This window comes from Nostoc favosum CHAB5714 (genome assembly GCF_020829495.1).
GTDB classification, from domain to species: Bacteria; Cyanobacteriota; Cyanobacteriia; order Cyanobacteriales; family Nostocaceae; genus Nostoc; species Nostoc favosum.
On record NZ_JAIVFQ010000042.1, the window covers coordinates 14,067 to 37,775 of the forward strand.

At 42.9% G+C, this 23,709-nt stretch carries 27 protein-coding genes; 13 read left to right on the forward strand and 14 right to left on the reverse strand.

The genetic code is table 11. From position 1 onward, the window contains the following. Window positions 1-12 precede the first annotated feature (12 nt). The 7 genes from LC586_RS23165 to LC586_RS23195 all read left to right on the forward strand — a co-directional run bounded on the left by LC586_RS23165 (window position 13) and on the right by LC586_RS23195 (window position 4,893). The gene (locus LC586_RS23165) at window positions 13-351 is read left to right on the forward strand and encodes a hypothetical protein (protein ID WP_229487051.1); all 339 of its coding nucleotides are present in this window, start codon (window positions 13-15) and stop codon (window positions 349-351) included. A gap of 296 nt (window positions 352-647) precedes the next feature. After that, entirely contained in the window at window positions 648-1,832 is a 1,185-nt protein-coding gene (locus tag LC586_RS23170) for an AbrB family transcriptional regulator (RefSeq protein ID WP_229487011.1), read from the forward strand. Window positions 1,833-2,071: 239 nt separating this feature from the next. Next, window positions 2,072-2,263 carry a hypothetical protein gene (locus tag LC586_RS23175; protein WP_229487012.1) on the forward strand — a complete coding sequence of 64 codons (192 nt, stop codon included), beginning with the start codon at window positions 2,072-2,074 and terminating at the stop codon, window positions 2,261-2,263. 274 nt (window positions 2,264-2,537) lie between these two features. Next, window positions 2,538-3,242, forward strand: a complete 705-nt coding sequence (locus LC586_RS23180) for a phosphoribosylanthranilate isomerase (RefSeq protein ID WP_229487013.1) — start codon at window positions 2,538-2,540, stop codon at window positions 3,240-3,242. Window positions 3,243-3,320: 78 nt separating this feature from the next. Further along, complete coding sequence (locus LC586_RS23185; protein ID WP_229487014.1) at window positions 3,321-4,136, forward strand: DUF1838 domain-containing protein; 816 nt, start codon at window positions 3,321-3,323, stop codon at window positions 4,134-4,136. A gap of 43 nt (window positions 4,137-4,179) precedes the next feature. Next, window positions 4,180-4,701, forward strand: a complete 522-nt coding sequence (locus tag LC586_RS23190) for a GNAT family N-acetyltransferase (RefSeq protein WP_229487015.1) — start codon at window positions 4,180-4,182, stop codon at window positions 4,699-4,701. A gap of 6 nt (window positions 4,702-4,707) precedes the next feature. Next, window positions 4,708-4,893, forward strand: a complete 186-nt coding sequence (locus LC586_RS23195) for a hypothetical protein (protein ID WP_229487016.1) — start codon at window positions 4,708-4,710, stop codon at window positions 4,891-4,893. 61 nt (window positions 4,894-4,954) lie between these two features. On the opposite strand, the gene glsA is transcribed toward LC586_RS23195, so the two are convergent. Further along, the gene (gene glsA, locus LC586_RS23200; protein WP_229487017.1) at window positions 4,955-5,947 is read right to left on the reverse strand and encodes a glutaminase A; all 993 of its coding nucleotides are present in this window, start codon (window positions 5,945-5,947) and stop codon (window positions 4,955-4,957) included. Window positions 5,948-6,846: 899 nt separating this feature from the next. Between glsA and LC586_RS23205 the strand changes: the two genes are divergently transcribed. The 6 genes from LC586_RS23205 to LC586_RS23230 all read left to right on the forward strand — a co-directional run bounded on the left by LC586_RS23205 (window position 6,847) and on the right by LC586_RS23230 (window position 13,920). Continuing rightward, a complete protein-coding gene (locus tag LC586_RS23205; RefSeq protein WP_229487018.1) occupies window positions 6,847-7,953 on the forward strand; it encodes a septal ring lytic transglycosylase RlpA family protein in 1,107 nt (368 codons plus the stop codon). Window positions 7,954-8,287: 334 nt separating this feature from the next. Further along, window positions 8,288-9,889, forward strand: coding sequence for a bifunctional pantoate--beta-alanine ligase/(d)CMP kinase (locus LC586_RS23210; RefSeq protein ID WP_229487019.1), 1,602 nt, complete (start codon window positions 8,288-8,290; stop codon window positions 9,887-9,889). A gap of 676 nt (window positions 9,890-10,565) precedes the next feature. After that, entirely contained in the window at window positions 10,566-11,168 is a 603-nt protein-coding gene (gene sodB, locus LC586_RS23215; RefSeq protein ID WP_229487020.1) for a superoxide dismutase [Fe], read from the forward strand. 138 nt (window positions 11,169-11,306) lie between these two features. After that, on the forward strand, window positions 11,307-11,513 hold the full coding sequence (locus tag LC586_RS23220) for a hypothetical protein (protein ID WP_229487021.1): 207 nt from the start codon (window positions 11,307-11,309) through the stop codon (window positions 11,511-11,513). 93 nt (window positions 11,514-11,606) lie between these two features. After that, window positions 11,607-12,743 (forward strand): AIR synthase related protein, encoded by a 1,137-nt coding sequence (locus LC586_RS23225; protein WP_229487022.1) that lies wholly within the window; start codon window positions 11,607-11,609, stop codon window positions 12,741-12,743. Window positions 12,744-13,233: 490 nt separating this feature from the next. Continuing rightward, window positions 13,234-13,920, forward strand: a complete 687-nt coding sequence (locus tag LC586_RS23230) for a PHP domain-containing protein (RefSeq protein WP_229487023.1) — start codon at window positions 13,234-13,236, stop codon at window positions 13,918-13,920. Window positions 13,921-14,478: 558 nt separating this feature from the next. On the opposite strand, the gene LC586_RS23235 is transcribed toward LC586_RS23230, so the two are convergent. The 13 genes from LC586_RS23235 to LC586_RS23285 form a co-directional block, all read right to left on the reverse strand. Further along, complete coding sequence (locus LC586_RS23235; protein WP_229487024.1) at window positions 14,479-15,942, reverse strand: calcium-binding protein; 1,464 nt, start codon at window positions 15,940-15,942, stop codon at window positions 14,479-14,481. 1,150 nt (window positions 15,943-17,092) lie between these two features. Further along, window positions 17,093-17,779, reverse strand: coding sequence for an arsenical resistance protein ArsH (arsH, locus tag LC586_RS23240; RefSeq protein ID WP_229487025.1), 687 nt, complete (start codon window positions 17,777-17,779; stop codon window positions 17,093-17,095). A gap of 164 nt (window positions 17,780-17,943) precedes the next feature. Beyond that, window positions 17,944-18,417, reverse strand: a complete 474-nt coding sequence (locus LC586_RS23245) for a phosphatase domain-containing putative toxin (RefSeq protein ID WP_229487026.1) — start codon at window positions 18,415-18,417, stop codon at window positions 17,944-17,946. Window positions 18,418-18,467: 50 nt separating this feature from the next. Continuing rightward, window positions 18,468-18,881 (reverse strand): arsenate reductase, glutathione/glutaredoxin type, encoded by a 414-nt coding sequence (arsC, locus tag LC586_RS23250; protein WP_229487027.1) that lies wholly within the window; start codon window positions 18,879-18,881, stop codon window positions 18,468-18,470. A gap of 183 nt (window positions 18,882-19,064) precedes the next feature. Continuing rightward, window positions 19,065-20,216: an ACR3 family arsenite efflux transporter gene (gene arsB, locus LC586_RS23255; RefSeq protein ID WP_229487028.1), complete on the reverse strand. Its 1,152-nt coding sequence runs from the start codon at window positions 20,214-20,216 to the stop codon at window positions 19,065-19,067. Further along, window positions 20,213-20,449 (reverse strand): hypothetical protein, encoded by a 237-nt coding sequence (locus tag LC586_RS42735; RefSeq protein ID WP_438822925.1) that lies wholly within the window; start codon window positions 20,447-20,449, stop codon window positions 20,213-20,215. Before LC586_RS42735 ends, arsB begins: the two co-directional genes overlap by 4 nt. Then, the gene (locus LC586_RS42740; RefSeq protein ID WP_438822926.1) at window positions 20,433-20,771 is read right to left on the reverse strand and encodes a hypothetical protein; all 339 of its coding nucleotides are present in this window, start codon (window positions 20,769-20,771) and stop codon (window positions 20,433-20,435) included. Before LC586_RS42740 ends, LC586_RS42735 begins: the two co-directional genes overlap by 17 nt. Window positions 20,772-20,889: 118 nt before the next feature. After that, on the reverse strand, window positions 20,890-21,216 hold the full coding sequence (locus tag LC586_RS23265) for an ArsR/SmtB family transcription factor (RefSeq protein WP_229487029.1): 327 nt from the start codon (window positions 21,214-21,216) through the stop codon (window positions 20,890-20,892). A 203-nt stretch (window positions 21,217-21,419) separates the two neighbouring features. After that, window positions 21,420-21,740 carry a type II toxin-antitoxin system HicB family antitoxin gene (locus LC586_RS23270; protein WP_229487030.1) on the reverse strand — a complete coding sequence of 107 codons (321 nt, stop codon included), beginning with the start codon at window positions 21,738-21,740 and terminating at the stop codon, window positions 21,420-21,422. Continuing rightward, complete coding sequence (locus tag LC586_RS41195) at window positions 21,730-21,855, reverse strand: type II toxin-antitoxin system HicA family toxin (RefSeq protein ID WP_308189086.1); 126 nt, start codon at window positions 21,853-21,855, stop codon at window positions 21,730-21,732. Before LC586_RS41195 ends, LC586_RS23270 begins: the two co-directional genes overlap by 11 nt. Next, complete coding sequence (locus tag LC586_RS41200; protein ID WP_306423283.1) at window positions 21,852-22,013, reverse strand: hypothetical protein; 162 nt, start codon at window positions 22,011-22,013, stop codon at window positions 21,852-21,854. The genes LC586_RS41195 and LC586_RS41200 overlap by 4 nt, the downstream gene beginning before the upstream one ends. 316 nt (window positions 22,014-22,329) lie before the next feature. Beyond that, window positions 22,330-23,034: a precorrin-2 C(20)-methyltransferase gene (locus tag LC586_RS23280; RefSeq protein ID WP_229487052.1), complete on the reverse strand. Its 705-nt coding sequence runs from the start codon at window positions 23,032-23,034 to the stop codon at window positions 22,330-22,332. A 2-nt stretch (window positions 23,035-23,036) separates the two neighbouring features. After that, window positions 23,037-23,663: a precorrin-8X methylmutase gene (locus LC586_RS23285; protein ID WP_229487031.1), complete on the reverse strand. Its 627-nt coding sequence runs from the start codon at window positions 23,661-23,663 to the stop codon at window positions 23,037-23,039. Between the last annotated feature and the right edge of the window lie 46 nt (window positions 23,664-23,709).

Consider the following 23,709-nt stretch of genomic DNA (forward strand, 5'->3'; position numbering starts at 1 on the left):
ACTGCGGCGATGATGTCTCAAGAGCATAACGAATCACTCCAAATTCAGGAGATCACCAAACTAAAACCGAAACACTTTGCTGATTTAGTTAGATCAGCACAATTGGTTTTCGACCCCACAGCAGGAGTTTCGGGAAGGAGTATAACAGTTGACTGGGAACAATTCGGAATTCCCCATGATGTAGCGGACAATCTCAAATCACTTGGTCAGCAATACCAATATGCATCTCCTCACATTCCTGTTGAAGACATTTGGAGGAAATTAACTCCAGAAACTCGTATTTGGTTCGTTGAAAATAAAGATAGGTTGTGGCAGCTTGAAGAAGCTTTCCCAGCCCTTGACGAAGATTAAACGGCTGAATCATTGAAAGGAATATAAATTATTTGTAGGGGCACAACGATCATTGTGCCCCTATCCTCTCTCTATAGGCATTTTTGTTTGAATACAACACGCGGTAAATTTAAACCTAGTAGTCCACCAGACCAACTTTAATCGATAAAGAAGTTTGTAGTAAGGACTTTAGTCCTTGATTTGAGCGCTAAAGCGCTCACTACGAACCTAGTGAACTTGACTTGATAGACTCTAGTTATCTTGTGCGATCGCATTACCTTAAATGCATAGTTAAATTAATAAAAAAGCTCATATCGATGAATCAAAGCCTAAGTGTTGCTCCCAGTCTAGAAGAACACACTCATGAAAATCCCGTTGTTACCAAACAACAGCTATTTACGAAGCAACTAATTGTCCTTGTTTTGGAAATGCTTCTGGCATTACCTCTGGGTTTACTCCTCGCCAAGTTCCAAATTGGCAGAATTGCCTGGATATTTGGCGGGATTGCTGCTGGTACAGTGGTTCTTCAAGGGTGTCGAATTTTTTATCAATATTCTCCCCAACCAAACCGCACTGCTAGAAAAGTGGGAATGGCACTTGTAGGCTTAACTGTCGGCGCTTCCAATGCTCACGGTAATCTAGCTAGTGTTGCTTCTAATATTCCCATATTTATTTTTCTTACCTTGTTTCTACTGCTGAGTGGAAGCTGTATTGGTTATATTTACTCGCGCCTTAGCAAAACCAACCTGTTAACAGCAATGCTGGCTACAGTTCCTGGTGGTGTAGGAATTATGGCAGCGATCGCTGCCGATTACAACAAAAATGTTAGTTTGGTTGCCTTAGTTCAGGCGATTCGCGTCACCTCAGTAGTTGTTCTAATTCCCTTCATCGCTAAGACATCAACTGGTAATTACTCTTTGCAAACACTCCCAATCAACGCTGCTTGGCTCAATTTCGATCCATCTCAACTAGAATTACTCTTGTTAGTACTGCTAATTACTGGATTAGTAGTTTATCCAGCTATATTATTTAAAATTCCGGCTGGCGATTTCTTTGGTGCATTGTTGATTGGTATCGGGTTTAATCCTTTGCTACATTGGCTGCCTTTTGTAGGTGATATTAGCTTTAGTCCGCCGCCAATAATTAACTTATTGGGTCAAATGCTCCTGGGAATTACTATTGGTGAGTATTGGGGAGACAAACCCAACTTTAGAAAGCGGACTGTCGGCTATGCCTTAATGTCTGTGGGCATGACCCTAATAGCGGGAGCGATCGCTGCTATAATTGCGATGCAATTAACCTCTTGGGACTGGTTAACCTGTCTATTAGTCACAGCACCAGGAGGATCAGCAGAAATGATCCTAGTTTCACTGGCATTGAATCATAATGTTGAAATTGTCACAACTGGTCATTTAGTGCGACTAATTGCAATTAATAGTTCCCTGCCACTTTGGGTGTTTTTGTTTCGCCGTCTAGATGAGCGACTTTCTGAATCAGTTTAATTGTTGAAGGCAGTGCATAGAGGTAGGGGAGTAGAAAGGTAAAAGAAATATATTTTGGAATGCAACAATGAGTCTTTGAACTCTGTTAATGAGTCTTTAGGGACTTCCAAGAAATAAATTATCCAAATAAACGAACCACAGAGACACAGAGAACACAGAGAGAGGAGAAATAGAGAGAGTTTTGGAACATTTTTTTATTTGGAAGTCCCTTAATACTCGCCGACGAGTCTTTGATACTCGTGAATGAGTCTTTGATACTCGCCGACGAGTCTTTGATACTCGTGAATGAGTCTTTTTTACTCGCCGACGAGTCTTTGATACTCGTGCATGAGTCTTTGATACTCGCCGACGAGTCTTTGATACTCGTGAATGAGTCTTTGATACTCGCCAACGAGTCTTTGATACTCGTGAATGATATCATGTCCGCATAATTAGTTATGATTCCCACAGTCATTCCACCCCACCCCGCCAAAGCTACGCTTTGTCTCCCCTCCCGAAGAGCGGGGAGGGGATTAAGGGGTGGGGTTCTTGGGGTTTAATAAGTAATCAAGCGGACATGATATGAGTCTTTTTTACTCGTGGATGCACATCATAGCTCTCCCGCCTTTCCTTTAAACTGTCAGCTTCAGGGATTATTCTAAATTTAGATGTTGCAGTTTTTGTCAACTACTTTTAAAGGACTGGCGCTTTCGGAGTTAGGAAAGAATGGAAAGAACAGCAAACCCAAGAGTCAAAATTTGCTGTATTAGCAGCATAGAAGAAGCATGGATTGCCATTCGTTGCGGTGCATCTGCCCTCGGCTTGGTTTCTCAGATGCCAAGTGGCCCCGGTGTCATCTCTGAGGAACTCATTGCGAAAATAGCTGCTTGTGTACCACCCCCGATCGCTACTTTTTTACTTACTTCAAGCCTTGATGCTCAAGAGATTATTCAGCAAGTAAGGTGCTGTCGAACAAATACTGTACAAATCTGCGATTACCTAGAATCAGGAAGCTATCAAGATATACGAGATGCCTTACCTGGGATCTCCATTGTCCAAGTAATTCATGTCATTACAGAAAAATCTATAGACGAGGCAATCAATGTAGCGCCCTACGTAGATGCAATTCTACTAGACTCCGGCAATCAATCACTGCTGATTAAAGAGTTGGGCGGCACAGGACGCTTACATGACTGGAACTTGAGCGCCAAAATCCGTGAGCAGGTAAACGTGCCAATTTTCTTAGCTGGAGGGCTAAAACCTGAAAATGTTGCGATCGCAGTCAAACAAGTTGCTCCTTTCGGACTAGATTTGTGTAGCGCGGTTCGTAGCAATGGCAAATTAGATGAGAATAAACTGAAGCTGTTCTTCCAGCAATTGAATAGGGCATTGGGCAGAAGCGAGATAAAACTCCCAACTCCTAACTCCTAACTCCCAACTCCTAACTCCTAACTCCCCACTCCCCACTCCCCACTCCCCACTCCCTTTCAAATACAAAGGATGCTTTAGATGGTTGCCCAAATCCAAGAACTTGAAGCGCAGCACTGGGTTAAAACTCGTTCTTCCCTCGACCCTAGCGAATCCACTTTCCTGATTTGGAAAGGTAAAATTTACGCTTTTATCCCCAAAGAGAAAAGACAACTCCTGTTTAAGATGCTGGGATTGAGTGTTAGCAGATGTATTCCCACAGCAGAGGGTAGCTGGGATTTTACTTCCAGGGAATTAACTTACTACCTCAACCCACAAACAGATGAGGTTTTGACCAAATGGGAGAATCCTTGGACAGGCGAGACAGTTCCGGTGATTCACGTTGCTAATAATCCAGTGCAGGGGAAGTTTAAGGGAAATTTCCCGGCACAAGTAAATGGTGACAGCACAACCTTTGTTTTTGATATATTTCCCTATTACCCTAATCCCTTAGCAGACGATCCCAAATTTGCCGAATATAGCCCAAATCCAATTTATCAGGCAGCAGAATTGTTTAAATTAACTGTGCCAACCGCAGATTTATTCAACACAGCCCTCTCCTCAGTTTCTCAACTCAAACTAAGCTGGGATCGCATTGGTCAATGGCTTCCCTGGATGAAAATGGGCGATCGCCCCGGTCAACTTATCTACAGTGCTGTTGGCAGCAAAGTCAATGGTTTAACAGAACTGCCTCCACTGCTGCAAGACGAAATTAATAACCGTATTCCTCTATATAAAAAAGCCCCAAAAGCATTGATAGATGGGGAAGATATGACTTCCTGGTTGTACTTTCAAAAGCACTTTCAAGCTTACTTGGCTGGTGAAATTTTCCCGCTTCCCCAAGCAGAAGAATTGTAAACTAGCTATAAAGAATTATCAAACTCTTGCCAGGAGATAGCTGATGGTGATCCGAGAAGCAAACTTAGCCGATGCACCCGCGATTGCCAAAGTGCATGTAGACGCTTGGCGGACAACCTACAGCAACTTAATGCCAGCAAAGTTCCTGGCAGATTTATCTTATGAAGAACGAGAGACAAAATGGGTAAAAATTTTGAGCAATATAGCTCAAGATAATTTCACATATATTGCTGAGGATGAAATTGGGCAAATAGTTGGTTTTGCCAATGGAGGTCAAGAGAGGACAGGCGATCGCCTTTACCAAGGTGAGTTGTACGCTATCTATATTCTGAAGAAGTACCAGCGCCAAGGTTTAGGATATCGCCTGATTTCCACCATAGCAACAAGGTTGATCGAGTCAGGTATTAGTTCAATGTTAGTGTGGGTTTTAGCTGATAATCCCGCCTCCGGGTTCTATCAAAGCCTTGGTGGTCAACAAGTGAACCAAAAGCAAATCGAGATTGCCACAGTGCAACTGGTTGAGGTTGCATACGGTTGGACGGACACGCGAAGAGGGATAATTTAGAGTTTTGTGACTATATATAGCAATCCTAAATCAGATGTGAAAACTTCTCTTTCTTTTCTTGGCGCTCTTGGCGTCTTCTCTGCGAGACGCTGCGCGTTGGCGGAAGCCTCTCGTAGAGATGGCGGTTCGTTAATTTTCACAACTCAGATAGGATTGCTATATCTATATATAGTGTTATTTTGCGATCGCTAATAAATTTTAAATTGTTCAATCCAAAATCCAAAATCGAAAATCTAAAATTCTTCTACCTCCTTCAATCAAATTTCGCCTCTTGACCTGAACAATCAAATAAATGTAAACCTAACCGTTGGGAAAGTTCTTCACACACCTTCACCCCCCGCACACTATTACCACGCACATCTAGCAGAGGCGAAAAAACTCCAATGCCCATCTTATTGGGTACAACGGCGATAATCCCACCACAAATTCCGCTTTTCGCCGGAATCCCAATTTTATAAGCCCACTCACCTGCAAAGTTGTACATTCCGCAGGTATACATCACACTCAAAATATCTTTGATGTAACGCTTATCTACCGCCTGTTCTTTGGTAATCGGGTTTATACCTCTGTTAGCAAGGGTAGCCGCCATCACCGCTAAGTCTTGGCAATTCACCATCACAGCACACTGTTGGAAATAAAGATCCAACGACTCTTCAATATTCCGGTCAATCATGCCAAAGTTGAGCATCAGATGCGCCATTGCGCGGTTACGATGCCCTGTACTGCGTTCTGAGGTAAAAACTGAAATGTCAACGAACACGTCGCGCCCAATATATCGCCGGAACATATCAAGCATTCGGTTGAGGCGTTCGGTTGGGCCGGAACCTTTAATTAAGCTGGTGGTTGCGATCGCTCCAGCGTTTACCATTGGGTTATAAGGCCGCTTCGATTGCTCATCCAAAACAATCGCGTTAAATGCATCCCCCGTCGGTTCCACGCCAACTCTAGTCAAAACGTAATCCAGTCCATGATCTTCTAAGGCAAGTCCATAAGCAAACACCTTGGAGATTGACTGAATGGTAAAGAATTGCTCGTAGTCCCCTACTTTGTAAACCTGACCATCTACTGTCACAATGCAAATACTGAACAAATCCGGGTTTACCTTTGCCAGTTCTGGAATGTATTTCGCTACTGCACCCTCCCCCAGTAACTTGTACTGGGAATGCAACTCCTTAAGAAAAGCTTTTAATGGCGATGGATCTATTGGATCTATTTCTAAATCTCCTTGATGTGCTTGGTTTGTCATCACGCTAATAGGATTCCCCAAAATACTCACTATATATAGTAGGGGTGCAGCTGCACATCCCTACAGTTACAAAGATTTCTGAAAAAATAGCTTGCTCTAAAAAATCATATTTGAGCAACTACTTAGGGCAAAAAATAGCCACTGTCAGTTTTGATACCAATAAAACTTTTTCTACAAGCGATCGCAAAGATTTCTTAATTTTTTTATCATTCATCCTGAAAAACATTAAGTTGAGTATCTTCCTTTTTTTTATACCCAGTATTACTGTAGTGCCAAGTTACATATATCACCATTTTCAGCCTAGTCATGGAAAATAAAAGTCATGATTAATCTAAGTGGAAAAAACTTTGAAAAAAGATATTAAACCCAAATTAATTTACATAATTATTTAAGATGTAACTCGTATCATGACTTATTCATAGAGAAATCTAAATATTTTATAAAATAAGTTATTTTGAGTATTTATGCCGATGCCATTCAATTAAAGTTATATTATCTTTTAGTTGGAAATAGCCCAAATAGATGTAAGATAAAATACACGGGTAGCGACGAGCCTTTAGAACCGATGTGAATAGGGTATCGTCGCTTTAGCGTGCAATAAGCGTAAAGTTTTTTTAATAATTTTTGGACTTGCCAAAAAAAGCGTTACATAGCCAAAGTCCCCAATTGAGAAAGGTTTCACCCTGAAAATTGGAATTGGAATCTGAGAAAGCTGCCAAGAATTACGCTAAAACCCTGATCCCCAAGCCAAAAGGTTCGTGCTAGTCTGTTGCAGTTATAAACAACAAAGTGAAAACGGAACGAATTCGAGTTTTTCAGGAGGGAAGTCACTTTCACAAAGTGAAGAATCCCGCGAATCATAAAACTTAAATTCTATAGTCGCTTTAAAAAACGGACGCATGAATCAAAGACATTTGTGGATTATTGTTGCCCTGTCTATGGCTGCTTTGGGCATACCCTCAGTTGGTTGCACTCAAACCACCAAGGGAAATGCGCTAGCTTCCCAGAAATCACCCGCCCCTGATGTGGTGAAGGTGGGAGAGTACCAATCCAGAGCAGGGAAACAAACCTTGGATGCTGTGATTACAGAAATTCATCCTCACAACATTAGAGGACGTAAGGCGGCAACCCTTTTTATCCGAAATATACCTGTTCTCACCTTTTTGAGTTCTGTATCAAATACGAATCTTGAAAGTAAAAAAGTTGGTGCAATTGCAGATACTAGGGGCGTACAACAGTACGCCCTTATTGCTAGCAATTCATCAAATGCACTGAATACTTCCTATGGGAACGTAACAGATGTGAGTAACCAGATTAGCTCCGCCGACAATGACCCGGTTCAGATAGCTGGTGTAATAGCAGCTAAGATCAACCAGTTGAATCGGGAAAATGTGGACGGGAGTAAGATTACTGTAAGTTGGAAAGCAGGGGAAAAATCGACTGCCAATCAAGCGCAAAATAAAAGCGCCCCCCTCCAACAAAATGGCGATCGCTATGTAATCAAAATTAATGGCGAAGAACTAGTCGAAATCAACGAAGGTACGCGACTAGCAGATAGCACCAACAATCTGGCGCAAGATGCATTGCAGGCAACCAATCGCCTGCGGAGGCTACTAGGCAATGCATCTCCCTTAAAAGAAATTGCTAATTTACCAGTGCGTCTGCCATTATCAATACCAAAGCTACCTCAACAGGCCCTTGGAGTAGTGCGAGCCACCTTGAGAGGTGTAGCTTCTTATTATGGCTATGACTTTTCTGGTAATCGTACTGCTAGCGGCCAGAGATTCAACCCAGAAGGCATGACTGCCGCTCATCGCAGCTTACCTTTTGGTACAAAAGTCCGTGTAACCAACACCCGCAACGGTCGTTCTGTAGTGCTGCGAATTAATGACCGAGGCCCATTCATTCGGGGTCGAGTCATTGATGTATCTGCTGGTGCAGCTCGAATTTTGGGAATGATGGGCAGTGGTGTGGCACCAGTACATATTGAAGTCTTAGGGAAATAATCGAGTAGGGAGTAGGGAGTAGGGAATACGGAAGAAAGTTAATTACTTACTCTCCACTCCCCAATACCTTTCGGTTAAGGAATTTCTTGGTTGAGGCAGGCTGTTATTGAGCAATTTGGCAAGAGAAGCTGTTCTTGAGAGAAGAATTACTGAACAATAACTCTCTTCCCTTAAGATCCTCCCCTGCCTCCTCTGCTTATCCGAACCGTATTACCCCACTCCCCACTCCCCACTCCCCACTCTCCATAACAATTCCCCTAGTTCAATCATCTCTTCCCTCTCTTTCAGATATAAACTAACGGGGGAGGGATCGATAAGAACTAGGGGTATTTTTGTGCGCCTGCTGACAACAGTCGCAGCTTTACGCTGCTATTTAACTAAACGCTGCTCAGAAAACAAGCTAATTGCGGTTACTGAGGATCTAAGACTAGATGAGATGGCTGGCTGGTATCAGACGGCAGTCGGTCTGGTGCCAACGATGGGAAATTTGCATCAAGGTCATTTAAGCTTGATTCAACGGGCGCGGCAAGAAAATTCTACGGTGATTGTGAGTATTTTTGTCAATCCCCTGCAATTTGCTCCCAATGAGGATTATCAACGCTACCCTCGCACTTTAGAGCAAGACCAACAATTTTGCGAACAAGCTGGGGTAGATGCAATTTTTGCGCCAACTCCGGAAGAGATGGCAGTTCCTCAGAAGAGTATACAAGAATCAAAGGTTACACAAGTTATCCCCCCATCTGCTATGATAACAGGCTTGTGTGGTCGTTCTCGGCAAGGTCACTTTCAGGGTGTCGCTACGATTGTGACCAAACTTTTCAACTTGGTACAGCCTGACCGTGCCTACTTTGGCCAAAAGGATGGTCAGCAACTGGCAATTATTAAACGCTTAGTAGCTGACTTAAATTTGCCAGTAGAAATTGTTGGTTGTCCAATAGTGCGGGAAGCTTCGGGTCTTGCGTTCAGTTCTCGTAATCAATATTTGACTGCAACGGCAAAAGAGCAAGCAGCAGCATTATATCGCGGCTTGCGACGAGCTGAAGCTGCTTTCATGGCAGGCGATCGCAATAGTAACAAGTTGATAGCACTAGTACAGCAAGAAGTGGCTATAGTCAGCACGATTTTAGTGGAATATATTGAATTGGTTGAACCGACTACGTTAATGTCTTTAGAAAAAGTTCAGGAGGAAGGAATGTTGGCGATCGCAGCTCGTCTTGGGTCTACACGTTTGATTGACAATATCATATTGCGCGATCGTCAACCCATCATCGCCATTGATGGCCCAGCCGGGGCTGGAAAATCCACAGTGGCGCGTCAAGTGGCAGCAAATCTAAATCTCGTGTATTTAGATACAGGAGCAATGTACCGTGCTGTAACTTGGTTAGTTCTGCAAAAGGGGATTGCTATTGATGATGAATGTGCGATCGCCCAATTAACTAGCCAGTGTAAAATTGAACTTACCCCTACCCAGGATTTACAATCATCGGTGCGGGTTTGGATTGACGGTATCGATGTTACCCAGGCAATTCGCACGATTGAGGTAACATCTCAAGTATCTGCGATCGCTGCACAAAGCGCTGTCCGTCAAGCACTGGTTAAACAACAGCAAAACTGGGGAAAGAAAGGCGGTTTAGTGGCTGAAGGTCGAGACATCGGTACTCACGTATTCCCCGATGCCGAAGTGAAAATCTTCTTAACCGCTTCTGTGAGTGAACGCGCCCGTCGCCGCCAGGAAGACTTTAACAAACAAGGTCAACCCGAAATGAGTTTAGAGCAGCTGGAACGGGATATTGCTGAACGTGACTGGAAAGATAGTACACGCAAAGTTTCCCCTTTGCAAAAAGCAGCCGATGCGGTTGAAGTTCAAACCGATGGACTGAATATTTCTGAAGTCACAGCACAAATTGTGAACTACTACCAGCAGCGTTTATCTTAGTAGTAATCATCACTATTTGCTGTTAGTTTTTCAGTTCAAAAGGGTGGTGGGTGAGTGATTATCCACTTACCACCCTCAAAACTGTACCTACCAGAAACAGCCCAGATGCAAAATAAATAATTTTAAAATTTTAGTCTTGTATTCTACATTTTAGCTTTTTTTAAGTGCTAAATCATCACGCTTTCGACTGATTCTTCACATCACAATTAATCACGCCACAGATAGAAGCCTGAAAGCTTTAATTGCTAAATGCTAAGTAAAAGGCAGTTTATGCTGAAGGCAGAAGGACGGCACTTGATTCCACTTGGGGAAACCCCTTCGGGTAGCGTCTCGTAGAGAAGACCGCACCGCCTCTAGAAGGAAAAACCTGCTCAGTAAGCTGATTTTACTGGTTGGTATTTTACGTTTAATTATGCCTATCTACTTAATTACTTATTAGTTTTTAACTAGGAAATATTAGCCATTTTTATTTATAGTCATTATTTCCTAGTGATTTGACTTATTTTACTTATTAGACGAGTACTTTGTTTTTATCTTCACTTTGGTAGTAAAATGACGATGTTAAGTTTTATGTTTCATCATTAAAGACATAAAACCTTAAAAATAAAAGCTGTTAATTTCCTAAGCTTCTGTAATAGCTTAAAACTGGAAACCGGTAAAGAGAGGATTTGACACGATGGCATTTGTACAAGACCCACTACCCTTCGATATTAATGCTTTAGAGCCTTATGGCATGAAAGCTGAAACTTTCGAGTATCACTATGGCAAGCATCACAAAGCTTATGTAGACAACCTCAACAAGCTCACTGAAGGTACAGAACTTGCTAATAAGTCTCTCGAAGAGGTGATCAAAACTTCCTTCAACGACTCCTCTAAAGCGGGAATCTTCAACAACGCTGCCCAAGTTTGGAACCACACCTTCTTTTGGAATTCCTTGAAACCAGCAGGTGGCGGCGCACCCAGTGGTGACCTCGCAGCCAAAATTGATAAAGATTTTGGTAGCTTCGACAAATTTAAGGAAGAGTTCTCAAACGCAGCCGCAACTCAATTCGGCAGTGGCTGGTCTTGGCTTATTGATGATGGTGGTACGCTGAAGGTGATAAAAACACCAAATGCAGAAAACCCTCTAGCTCATGGTAAGAAAGCACTCCTAACCTTGGATGTTTGGGAACACGCCTACTACATTGACTATAGAAACGCCCGTCCGGCGTTCATCAAGAATTTCCTAGATAACTTGGTTAACTGGGACTTTGCTGCTGAAAACTTGGCCAAAGCTTAATTAACTGTCAGTTTTGAACTGGCTCCACCAAGAAAAGGGAGAAATTAAAAAGAATTTCTCCCTTTTCTGTTATTAAGTGGCGGGACGGGCAGTAGCTTGAATAAAAGTAGTGGCATGAAAATTAAAATATAAAACATTATGGATAGCAAAGAACTAGCACAATACATAGAAGCAACTAATAGCATTACTAAACCTTGGCTATTGGTACAACTGCGCCTTAAAAAATTGCAAGAGCGTCGAGCCACCCTTACAGATGATGTTTACAACAAAGAATTAAAGGACATTCACCAAGACATGATGAATTTGGGGGAATGGTGGCGTGGTATTGAAGATAAGGTATTTTAAAGTTAGAAGTTAGGAGTAATGAGTTTTCCTAACTTTTAACTCCTGCACAGACGGGATTAATCGCGTCTCTACTCTAAATTAAAACGCAACCTGATGGCTCAAGCTCTCGATCAAGTCGATTACGATACTCTCGATGCCGCAAAACGACGCTTCATCGATGCCGCAAAACGCACCCTTGGCTTTGCAAGCGCCTATGGCATCGTGCCCGCATCGGGTCTTGGAGCAAGTGCTAACGCTTTCAGCTTCAATCTCGCTCCGTTTCTAGAGGCGGGGGCTAGAGAACTTTCTATGACACTTGTCCCGGAAGGACTGGGTACAGCAGACGATACTCGACCTGACGACCTTTCCGAAGAAGAACTTCGACAATTTTGGTGGAATATCGGTATCAAGATCATCTCGTGTCTTACGAACGATGCCGCAACATCAGGTATGCAGACTATACTTCTGGGTTTATATCTGCCGTCGAGTACTCCTGAAACGATCTTCACCCCGGCGTTCCTTGATGGGTTTCTGGATGGAGTGGTTGAAGGGTGCAAACGAGTGGGGTGTGTCTATCTCTCAGGCGAAACTCCTCAACTAAAAACGAAGATGATTCCAGGTCGGCTTGACATCGCAGGCTCGGTTTTTGGGGTTATGCCGGCTGGTGTCGCTCCCATTGATAGCTCGCGTCTGGATGCCGGAAATACCATTGTTCTGGTCGAGAGTTCGGGGCCCCATGAGAACGGCTTTACCCCACTGCGAAAGCTTGCCCAGTCCCTCCCTGATGGCTACAGAACAAAACTTCCAAGTGGGCAGGAGTTCTGGGAAGCGATGAATGCTGCTTCGTATCTTTACACGCCGCTTGTGCAGGCGGTGCTTGGGGAGGGGATTCATCCCACCGCGATGGAGAACATCACTGGACATGGATGGCAAAAGCTGATGCGGTCGGTGAAGCCGCTCCGGTATGTCATCGAAACGATGCTCCCAGTGCCGGAGATATTTACCTTTGTTGAGGGTCATCTTGAAGGCGGGGCAGCGACGATGCTTTCTGTGTTCAATTACGGTGCAGGATTTGCATTCTATACAGAGTCGGAGCAGGATGCAGAGAGGATCGTTATCCTTGCAAGAGAACATAAGCTTACGGCTGTGATTGCCGGGAGGGTTGAAGCGTCCCTTAGCCGCGAGGTGGTAATAGAACCGCTTGGAGTCACCTTAAAGGGAGATTCTTTTGGGATTGCGCGAGGAGTATAGTGATTCAGGAGCGATCGCTAGTTTTCTTGAAGCTATTGTAGATAATTATCCCTTTTCAATCAAAGAATTTTCTTACTTTGGCGATGCCTGCGGCGGGCTAGGCCTACGCTGAAGTCTTTACTAGTTAGTTCAAAGCGATAATTACTGAGATTAATGACGATTTTTACACCTAAAGTAGAGTTGCTTTTCAGGCTTAGTAGAGCAATTATCTCTAATAAGCCTTTACTATCTCAGTCATTTCCCAGAGATCCGATAAGCCTATTGATGAAATTATGGATGCAATATTTATTACTACTTAATTTTCAAGTAGTCCAAAACACCCATGACTACTGAGGTTAAGATTTGCTAACGTAGTCTTAACATATTGAAAAATTTGCTGAGAAAGCTGAGAAAGTAGCAACCGACACTAATTCTTATTGTTGGGTCTTTCTCATCTGTAGATGTACCGTTTTAGTGTGTTAAAAAGATATATTTTTGTTCAGAGGGGGTTATGGTTGTAAATTTGGCCCGAACTACTGCTTCCACAGAACTTTTGAAGCAAGTATTCCAAAACATTGATGCACAAAGTTGTCCAAGGTTATTCAACTTTCACATGCACACTGTCTACTCGGATGGTAGGTTGCAGCCGAGTGCATTGATGGAACAGGCGATCGCTATTGGACTAAAAGGGTTAGCCATCACCGATCATCATGGTATTATCGGCTATCAAGCATCACTTGCTTGGTTAGAAGACTGGAAGTGGAATAATCCTGGCGCAAGCACTCCTTACCTGTGGAGTGGTGTGGAAATTAATGCCAACCTTTTGGATATAGAAGTTCACATTTTGGCTTACGCTTTTACACCAGAACACCCTAGTATCAAGCCTTATCTCCAAAGAAGGCCGACTACAGGTCAAGAATATCAGGCAAGTAACGTGATTGCTGCTATTCATGAAGCTGGGGGATTGGCAGTTCTGGCTCATCCGGCTCGTTACAAGCGATCGCTTTTTGACTTAATTCCGGCTGCGTCCGAAAAGGGCATTGATGGCGTGGAAACTTTCTACGCCTACAATAACCCTAACCCCTGGAAACCCAGCGTATTGGAATCAGAACAAGTACAAAAGTTGGCTGATGAATACTTTCTTTTCAATACTTGTGGTACTGATACCCACGGTTTGAGCCTGCTACAACGCTTGTAAAGATGAATCAATTTTTTTGAACTCTCCTGGTTAAATCTGCCAGGAGGTTATTCTATTTGGGATTTTCGCTAATCAAGCCTGATATTAACCTACATTCGGCAGGTTAGTTTGAAAATCATGGTATTTTCTATAAACCATTCATAGTACAACTTACAGCTATATAAGAACCCCACCCCCAACCCCTCCCCGCTTGCGGGGAGGGGGGCAAAAGCGCAGCTTTGGCGGGGTGGGGTTCCGGCCAGGTTAGTTTGAAAATCATGGTATTTTCTATAAACCATTCATAGTACAACTTACAGCTATATAAGAACCCCACCCCCAACCCCTCCCCGCAAGCGGGGAGGGGGGCAAAAGCGCAGCTTTGGCGGGGTGGGGTTCCGGCCATTGGTGAGAGGTTAAGGTTATATAGCTTTTGTCAATAAGTAATAGTACTTAAAATGCTGAAGATCGGGCTAGCGATGCCGAAGCATCACATCAAATACTCGCTACTTCAGCACATTTTCAGCATGACTATTAATTGACAAAAATGATTTTGTCTTAACCTATCACGAATGCTGCTAACTAAACAAAGAAACTGCTCACTGCAATATTTCCTAACGCCGGTAAAGTACCTGTTAATCCTGTTAAATTGACTAACAAATCACTATTCGACTGAAAACCAGCAGTGCTATTATTGATCGCTAGATAAGTTCCGGCGATCGCTCCACTTGTGACTCTGACTAGGGCTGCACCATTCACCCCTAAAGCTTGATTTCCGGCTACGGCTCCATTAGCATCGGTAAATACCTGATTGGCTAAATTTACTAAAGTGGTGGCAGTCTTATCGGCGGCACGGGTAAAACTGCTAGGTGTAGTCACGGTTAGTGGGTCTGAAGTCAGTAAACCAATTGCATCTGTGCCAATGGTGAAGTCAGTAATGCGATCGGTTCCTGATACTAATGATTGTCCAAACTCGAAGGAGAATATATCTGCGCCTTGGCCGCCAGTTAGAGTATCAGCACCAAGATCACCACTCAAAATATCATCTCCATTGTCGCCATTAAGAACATTGGCTCCAGAGTTACCGAAGAGGAAGTCATTGAAAATCGAGCCTTTTACGTTTTCAACGTTGGAAATAAAATCGGTTCCTGCACCACCAATAGCGAATCCAGCAGCAAGACTTACGGTAACCCCGGAACCGACAAAACCGTACTCAACGGTATCAATGCCACCCCCACCATCGATAGTATCGTCACCAAATCCCCCTAAGAAAGATTCATTGGCATTAGAACCAATCAGCAGGTCACTAAAACGAGATCCCAACACCCGCTCAATGGAAACTAAGGTATCATCACCGCTACCACCAATAACAACTCCGGCGGACAAATCAACACCGACTCCTGAGCTAGCGTCGAAATAGACAGCAGTATCAAATCCTGCACCGCCATTAATCCTATCAGCGCCGCCAAACCCTTGAATCTGGTTATTTCCAGAGTTCCCAGTCAGTATATCGCTGAATGCTGACCCCTCGATATCTTCGACGTTGGAAATAACCGATGTGCCAAAAGAAGTAATTGCCAGCCCTGTTGAGAGATTAACAATTACTCCCTCACTAAATTTTTGGAAGCTTATGACATCAATACCCGCCCCACCATTGATGGTGTCGTTACCGTTGGAGCCGTCAAAGCTATCATCCTCCGCAGATCCGAGGAAACTGTCATTACCTCGATAAAAATATTGACCATACTCGTATGATGACGTGCCGATAGATAAAAGGCTATTTCTTGTGGCAACGTCAATATTCAGATTTGTGTCCTGGCTGATGATTTGGCCGTTAGTTCCGAAGACAAATAGCGAAGTGATGGTTCCAGAATTAAAGAATCCGCTTGAAGCATAGGTGAAATTGACACCTACATAACTAGTTTCGAGAACGCCACTACTATAGAGTATTTCAAAATTGGTGGACGTTTGCGCCCCAAAGAATTCGGCAAGACCAGTAGTATCCCCAATGTACCTGTTACCTTGAAATAATACGGTATTAGCCATAAAACTTTCTCTCCTGATTAAACGTTTGGTGTGAATTTATCTTCAGTTAAGATGTAATTAAGGATTTGCAAAAAATAAATTATCCAATCTTATGGGGTGGGCATTTTGCACACAGCAAAAAGCTGGCGAGAGAGAAGCCCACGCCACAAACTGACTTTTCACGGTATCTGGAAAACCTCTCTCTAAATCTCTCTCCTAAAAGGAGAGAGACTTTGAATTTTCCCCCTTCCCGCGTCGGGAAGGGGGTTAGGGGGTTAGGTTTTTCGTGGGATTTTCCAGATGACGTGAAAAATTAGCCCGCACAAGTAGTTGAGTATTTTTTATTTGGAAGTCCTTTAGCGTTGTAGTACGCTATGCCAGATAATACCATTTTTTTTTAGAAAAATATCATCAAACCATTTACTTTTATATCTGGAAAAATAATTTATATAGTAATTGACCGGACAAATTGGGCTTATGCAAATGGCTCTTTTTTATATCTCTGAATAGAGAAAAATAACATGCTGACTTTAAATCTTTTTCAAAGCGTCGCTTGCTCAGCAAAGTTAAAAAATCCTTGTTTGGAAACAAGCACGGAGAAACAAGGTTTTACAGCAGTTTTCATATATTTAAACCACATCTATCGTAGGGGTAAAGCGCATTGCTAAACCCCTACCGCGTGGTCTATTTACCTGAAAATTACTGTAAATATTCTCTAATGAGAGTTAAAATCTCCGTCTAAAAATGTTTTGAATTATTAAGTCTCTGAAGATAGAAAAATAAGATGCTGACTTTGAATCTTTTTCAAAGTCTCGATTTATCAGCAAAGCTAAAAAATCCTTGTTTGGAAACAAGCACGGAGAAACAAGGTTTTAGAGGATGTTTAAAAAGTTTCGTATAGCACATCAACTTGTGACATTACCCCCCCCAACCCCCCGATGTATTGGGGGGCTTGAAGAGGCTATTTGCCCCCCCTTTCTAAGGGGGGGTTGGGGGGGTATTAGATACTTTTGGTAACAAATATAGCTTTTCAAACAACCTCTTATATCATGTCTACTTGATTGCTTATTAAACCCGAAGAACCCCACCCCGCCAAAGCTACGCTTTGTCTCCCCTCCCCGCAAGCGAGGAGGGGAATATGATGTATACCTCATCCGATTAGGAAACGCTGTTAAGGGGAGCCAGTATTTTGGGGAACTATATTAGAGTTAAGTTCAAGAGCTTGAGAAGCTATCTTGATTGTCTCTTTAGCAGCTTTTTCCTTGCGTTCACTGTAGCGGTCTGTGAGATAATCAACTTTGTCACGCAATAGCAAAGTAAATTTGTAAAGTTCTTCCATGACATCGACAACGCGATCGCGGTAGGGCGAATCCTTCATATTCCCGTCTTCCTTAAACTCCTCGTATGCTTTAGCCACTGAAGATTGATTCGGGATAGTGAACATCCGCATCCAGCGCCCAAGAATTCTTAATGTGTTGACGGCATTAAAAGACTGAGATCCACCACTCACTTGCATCACAGCCAAAGTTCTCCCTTGAGTCGGGCGAACGGCTCCAATACTGAGCGGAATCCAGTCAATTTGGTTTTTCATAGTGCCAGAAATCTGACCGTGCAGTTCTGGGCTAGACCAAACCTGCCCTTCTGACCACAGGCTTAATTGACGCAACTCCTGCACCTTTGGGTGGCTGTCAGGTACGCTGCCATAAATTGGTAGTTCACGGGGATCGAAAAACTTTACCTCTGCGCCAAATTCTTCAATGATGCGTGCTGCTTCCTCTGCCAAGAGGCGGCTATAGGAACGCTCACGCAGGGAGCCATATAAAAACAAAATTCTGGGAGGATGCTCAAATGTCGTCATGATAATTGCTTACGGATTTCCAAGAAATAAAGTATCCAAGAAAACGAACCACAGAGGCGCAGAGAAGCCAGTGCGTTGGGCGGGTTCCCCGACTTGAAGCAACTGGCGCGACACGGAGAGATGAAGAAGAGAGAGGATTGTTGTATGAGATTTTTGGATATTTTTTAATTTGGAAGTCCCTTATTTTCCTCCAACTTTCGCAAAAAGGTGCTTTGGGCTTCTCGCAATTCGACATCAGGATTTGCGTGTTGGATTTTCTGTATTGCGTCGTTAAAAGACAAGCCAGTGTAAATCAGGTAAGAAGCCAGTATCGTTCCCGTTCTTCGCCTCCCACTGGTGCAATGAACTGCAACAGCTTTGCCAATGCCTTTTTGAGTGTCAATGAAGTTTTGTAATTCCTGAAGCTGCTCTAGGCTGGGTGCAGTGCCACCTTTGATTGGCAACCACAGATGAGGAATGTTTGCTTTTTGATACAAATCTAGGTTAGAGGGGTCATCCATAACGGAGACGATCGCACCAATACCAGTAGCCCGTAACTCTGTCAACTCCTCTGCCATTGGCTTCCGAACACCTGCCAGTTTCCCTGGAATCACCCACCACAGGTTCTCTGAAATTGGTTGAATTGTTTCTTGCTCCATTGGTTCGAGCCTTAGTTTAATTCCAGTACTACAATTTGACGTTGCAATCTTTATCGAGCAGGTGTAAATTCTTTATTCACAGACTCAATCAATTGAGTCACCCGTTCTTTAATCTCATCGCGGACTCTAGGAAAAATTTCCGGTTGTTCTGCTGGATCATCTAATTGCCAGTCTTCAAATACTTCCCGCACAACCCACTCTGGCGGCAAATTCACGCCACAGCCACACAAAGAAATCACTACATCAAAGTCTTTCGCTTGGAAATCACTGAGGGGTTTGGAGTGTTGATTGGTAATGTCGATACCAATTTCTTTCATGGTTGCGATTGCTTCTGGTCTGACCTGACTTGCTTCTAAGCCTGAGCTAATCACTTCAATTTTTCCCTTACCAAGAGTTTTCGCAAAACCTTCCGCCATTTGAGAACGGGCAGAATTCTTTTTACAAACAAACATCACTCGTTTCATAGTTCGATTCCCCTAATAATGTCGTTAAATTTATAAGCTGCGAGATTCAGGTGTTACGAAATATTCGTAATTTGTAATTCGTAATTACATTTTTGCCGTACTGTGCTAATTAGTAGAGGCAGTTCTATCAATGAAGATCAGCTATTACTTTGATTACACAATCTTTAGAGTCAAAGATTGCGATCATTTTAAGACACCAAAACAGCGCGGATCTTGCAATGTTGCTTTTTCCGGTTCCCGTGGAAACCAAGCTGCTGTGCGCTTACAAAACTCAACCAGCATCAACATCACTGGCACTTCAATTAAAACCCCTACCACTGTAGCGAGTGCTGCACCTGAATTTAAGCCAAATAGCATCACAGCAGTGGCAATAGCAACTTCAAAATGATTGCTTGCTCCAATTAATGCTGCGGGTGCGGCATCTTCGTAGTATAAGTTCAACTTCAATGCTGCTACATAACTAATCAAGAAAATGAAATTAGTTTGGATAAATAGTGGTACGGCAATTAACAAGATATGCAAGGGATTTTTAACAATTAGTTCGCCCTTGAATGCAAATAGCAGTACCAAAGTTAGCAATAGAGCAGTAATCGAAACTGGAGTCAGATACTTTAAGAATCGTCTTTCAAACCACTCTGTACCTTTGTATTTAAAAATCCAGTAACGGCTGTACATTCCCGCCACTAGGGGAAACCCAACATAAATGACTACTGACAAAACAATAGTTTCCCAAGGCACGGTTAAATCATTCGCCGCTAATAACCATCTACCCAATGGTGCGTATAAGAACAGCATCGCCAGAGAATTTACTGCCACCATTATTAAGGTATGTCCCTGGTTGCCGTAGGAAAGATATCCCCATAACAATACCATTGCTGTACAAGGAGCAATTCCTAGTAAGATAGTACCAGCAATATAAGAATTTGCCAGTGCTACTTCGCTACCGCCAATGATCTCAGTTCCGGTAATCAAAGGACGAAATAACCATCCTAAGAAAAATTGAGCAAATATTACCATCGTGAATGGTTTAATCAACCAGTTCACTACCAAGGTGAGAATAACGGGTTTTGGGGCGCGGATAGCATTTGCTGCTTGTGTGAAGTCAATCTTCACCATGATTGGATACATCATGAAAAACAAACATACTGCGATGGGAATAGACACTTGATACACACTCATTGCATCAAGAGCTACTGCTATCCCTGGAAACAATCTACCTAGTGCAATTCCGACAAAGATACACAAAAATACCCAAACGGTGAGATATTTTTCAAAAAAACTTAGATTGCTTCCTGCTTGTATCCGGGCTGTACTACCTTGTGAATTCTGACTCATTGGAATAAACCTAAAAATAAAAGAAATGTCAAGTTTATCTCTGCTTTGCCTTCAAATACTGTTCCCACTTTGCCTTGATACAAGTGAACGTAATTGAGGTGTTTGCTTTCATTTGGTAAAGGTATATAGCCCACAGCATTTGCTATTGTTGGTGCTTTATCAATGTAAAATTCGACAAATTTGTTTACTAATCCTTTGTTTTGGTTATCTCGAAAATTAACGTAGATAAACAAAGGTCGTTTCTCCGGCACAGAATTTTTCAAATCCGCCAGTAGTACCAGAAATGTTAACTGCAACCTGCACCCGATTCTTTAGGTCAGCTTGATAGTCTTTAGCGTAGGCGTAGCCCGCCGCAGGCATCGCCTCTGTAATGGGATAGACCGTGCTGGAACCATCAATTTTAATTGTTGCTGTTGCAGGCTGGACAGAATCTCTTACCTGAGTTACATCAGGTGACTGCTGAGTTTGAGTAGATGTGTTGGATGCTGCTGTACAACTGGTCGTTAAAGCCAACATTCCGAGTGCAAGAGCCAATTCCTTTGGTGCTGTCTTCATTGACCCCACCCCTGTGAGTTATATCAAGAGTATATCTCTATCATTTCAAAAAAAATTGATTTGTCAATCCGTAGAGAACTAGAAGTAAACAAAAGATTACAAAAAAATTGATGGATTTTTAAGTCTCGCAGGGGGGACGAATAGGCAATATTGGGCTAAAGCGGCGGAATTCTGCTAGATACTGCTCTAGGGCAACAAATTGCGGCAAATTGAGGCTGTAGTAAATCCAGCGCCCTTCTTGACGAGCGCGAACTAAGCCAGCTTCTTTCAGGGTTTTGAGGTGAAAAGACAGTTTAGACTGAGTGGTTCCCAGGTGGTCGCACAGGTCACACACGCATAGTTCTTGAGAGCGCAGCAGTTCTAATACCTTAATCCGTAGGGGGTCAGACAGGGCATGAAAGCCAGCAGCGATCGTATCAGGAGTGAAGGTGCTATTAGAAGCCATCAACTTTTTTTGAAGTATTTCTTTATGGTAAAGTCTAATTGAATAGTATTAGTACTTAAAAAGACCCGAAGTGTCTGACCAAAAAAGTCCACCAGCAGTAATTAGAGTACTGTCTTGTTTTTGAAGATTTATTGATAATGATAATTGCTTGACCGAGTTTTTTTGGTATTCGTGCTGTAATTGCTATTAGTTAACTAACTAACTTAACTAGCGTACAGGCGCAAGCTTTTTTCGACCAAGGAGTTAAGGCTTTGTCCCTCTTTCTTTGCAATAAATACAATTTTTTTGTGTAAATCAGGGTCAATTCTCACCATGAATTTACCTGAGAATGGCTTATCAGCCTCCTCTCCACGTTCTCTACAAAAATCTAAATAATCATCCACTGAATCAGAAAAAGCTTGTTTTAGTTCGTCTACGCTACTACCTTGAAAAGTAATCACGTCCCGAATATTAATTACTTCACCGTGAAAAATTTCTGCCTCAGCATCAAATTCTACAGATGCTTCATATCCTTTATATTTCATCGTTTTCAGTCCCCGCTTCTTTAATCCCCGCTTCTGTCAAGAACCGCCGCATCGACTTAACAGCACCTTTGTCAGTTTCTTTTTCAGGGTGTGGTCTGTGAAATGTAGCTCTTATATCATTAAGAGCAAATCTGACTCTTGACCCTCAACATCTGATACCTCTGCACCAAGAGCAACTAATAAAGACTCTATATCACTCCAGAAAATATTTGATCTGATGGGGTTTTGAAAAAGGGCATCAAGAGTTTTTTGGTGTTTACTGTTAAGTTCCATTTTGATAGTATCATATACTGATAAGCTGATATGCGTCTAAATTATATAAACATTCTTTATAATCGTTGACGGTTGACGGTTATCGGTCATCAGTCAACGGTCAACAGTCAACAGTCATCAGGTAAATGTACTAGTTTTATGCGTAACAGCTTACTATGATTTCCGAAAATTGTTACACTTTGCAAAATCTTAAAGATTAAGGTAACTGTTACAAAACTGTACTTCCAACTTCCAACTTCCGACTTCCGACTTCTTTAACCTACTTTGATTTCTTCTCGCCTACTTACGAATTACAAATTACGAATTATTTTAAGGTTTATAGCCGATTCTTAGTTGGAATCACAATCATTGAGAAATAAGGTACTTCGGCTGGATCAACTTCATCCAGGGGTATGATGCGTTGCTGTGATGTTGATGCCCGTTCAATATATCTTGCCCGTGATGCTAGCCCTAATTTATGCAGAATATCTCGTACTTTGGTAAAGTGACGACCTAACTTCATAATTGCTGCTGCATCGGTCATCAGCAGATGTGTAGTCAGTTCTTCTGCTGGTAATGGCGCGGGTAGGACGGTGAGGATATCGGTGTAGTAGGTGAAAGGTACACCCAAGGCTACCGGACAAGCCATCAGCGAGGAAACTCCGGGGACAACTTCTGTTTCATACTGGTCACATAACCGCGTGAACAGGTACATGAATGAACCATAGAAAAATGGATCGCCCTCACACAGCACAACGACATCTCGACCGGCTGCTAAATGGTCGGCGATTGGTTCAATTTCTTTGTCATAAATAGACTTTGCCTTTTCTGGTTCCAAGGCGCGGGGGAGGTGAAATAACACCTCGATTTGATTCCCAGGAAGATACTGCGCCACGATCGCTCTAGCAATACTTTCTTTATCTGTGGCTGATTGATAGGCTACCACGGGAGCAGCACGTAATAACCGCAGTGCTTTCAGAGTCAATAGTTCGGGATCGCCTGGGCCGACACCAATTCCATAAAGACGACCTTTGTTTTTTATCATTATTCTTCCTCCGTTGCCAGGGCGTTAACTGCTGCGGCTGCGATCGCACTCCCACCGCGCCGACCATGTAAGGTTAAAAATGGTACATTTCTGCTGTCTGCTGCCAATGCGGCTTTCGATTCGGCTGCACCGACAAACCCCACTGGAAAGCCTAAGATAATAGCAGGTTTCGGCACTCCTTCATCGAGCATTTCTAATAGCCTAAATAGTGCTGTGGGCGCATTGCCAATTGCAATCACCGATCCTTCGAGGTGCGATCGCCATAATTCTAAAGCTGCCGCCGACCTTGTAGTATTTAGACGCTGGGCAATTTCTGGCACTTCCGGCTCATTGAGAGTACAAATAACTTGATTATTTGCAGACAACCGCCGCCTGGTAACGCCATCAGCAACCATCCGGCAATCGCATAGAATTGGCGCTCCTGCTGCTAGTGCTGCCCTTGCAGATTGTACTGCGGTTGGTGAATATCCCAAGTCAGTGACAATATCCGTCATTCCACAGGCATGAATGAGACGCACAGCAACTTTTGCTACATCTGGTGGCAGCACATCTAGGTTTGCTTCTGACCGGATGATTGCAAAAGAATTGCGGTAAATTTCGTTGGCATCTCGGATGTAGTCGGGCATTCGATTTGGGATTTTAGATTTTGGATTTTGGATGAATTTGTTAATT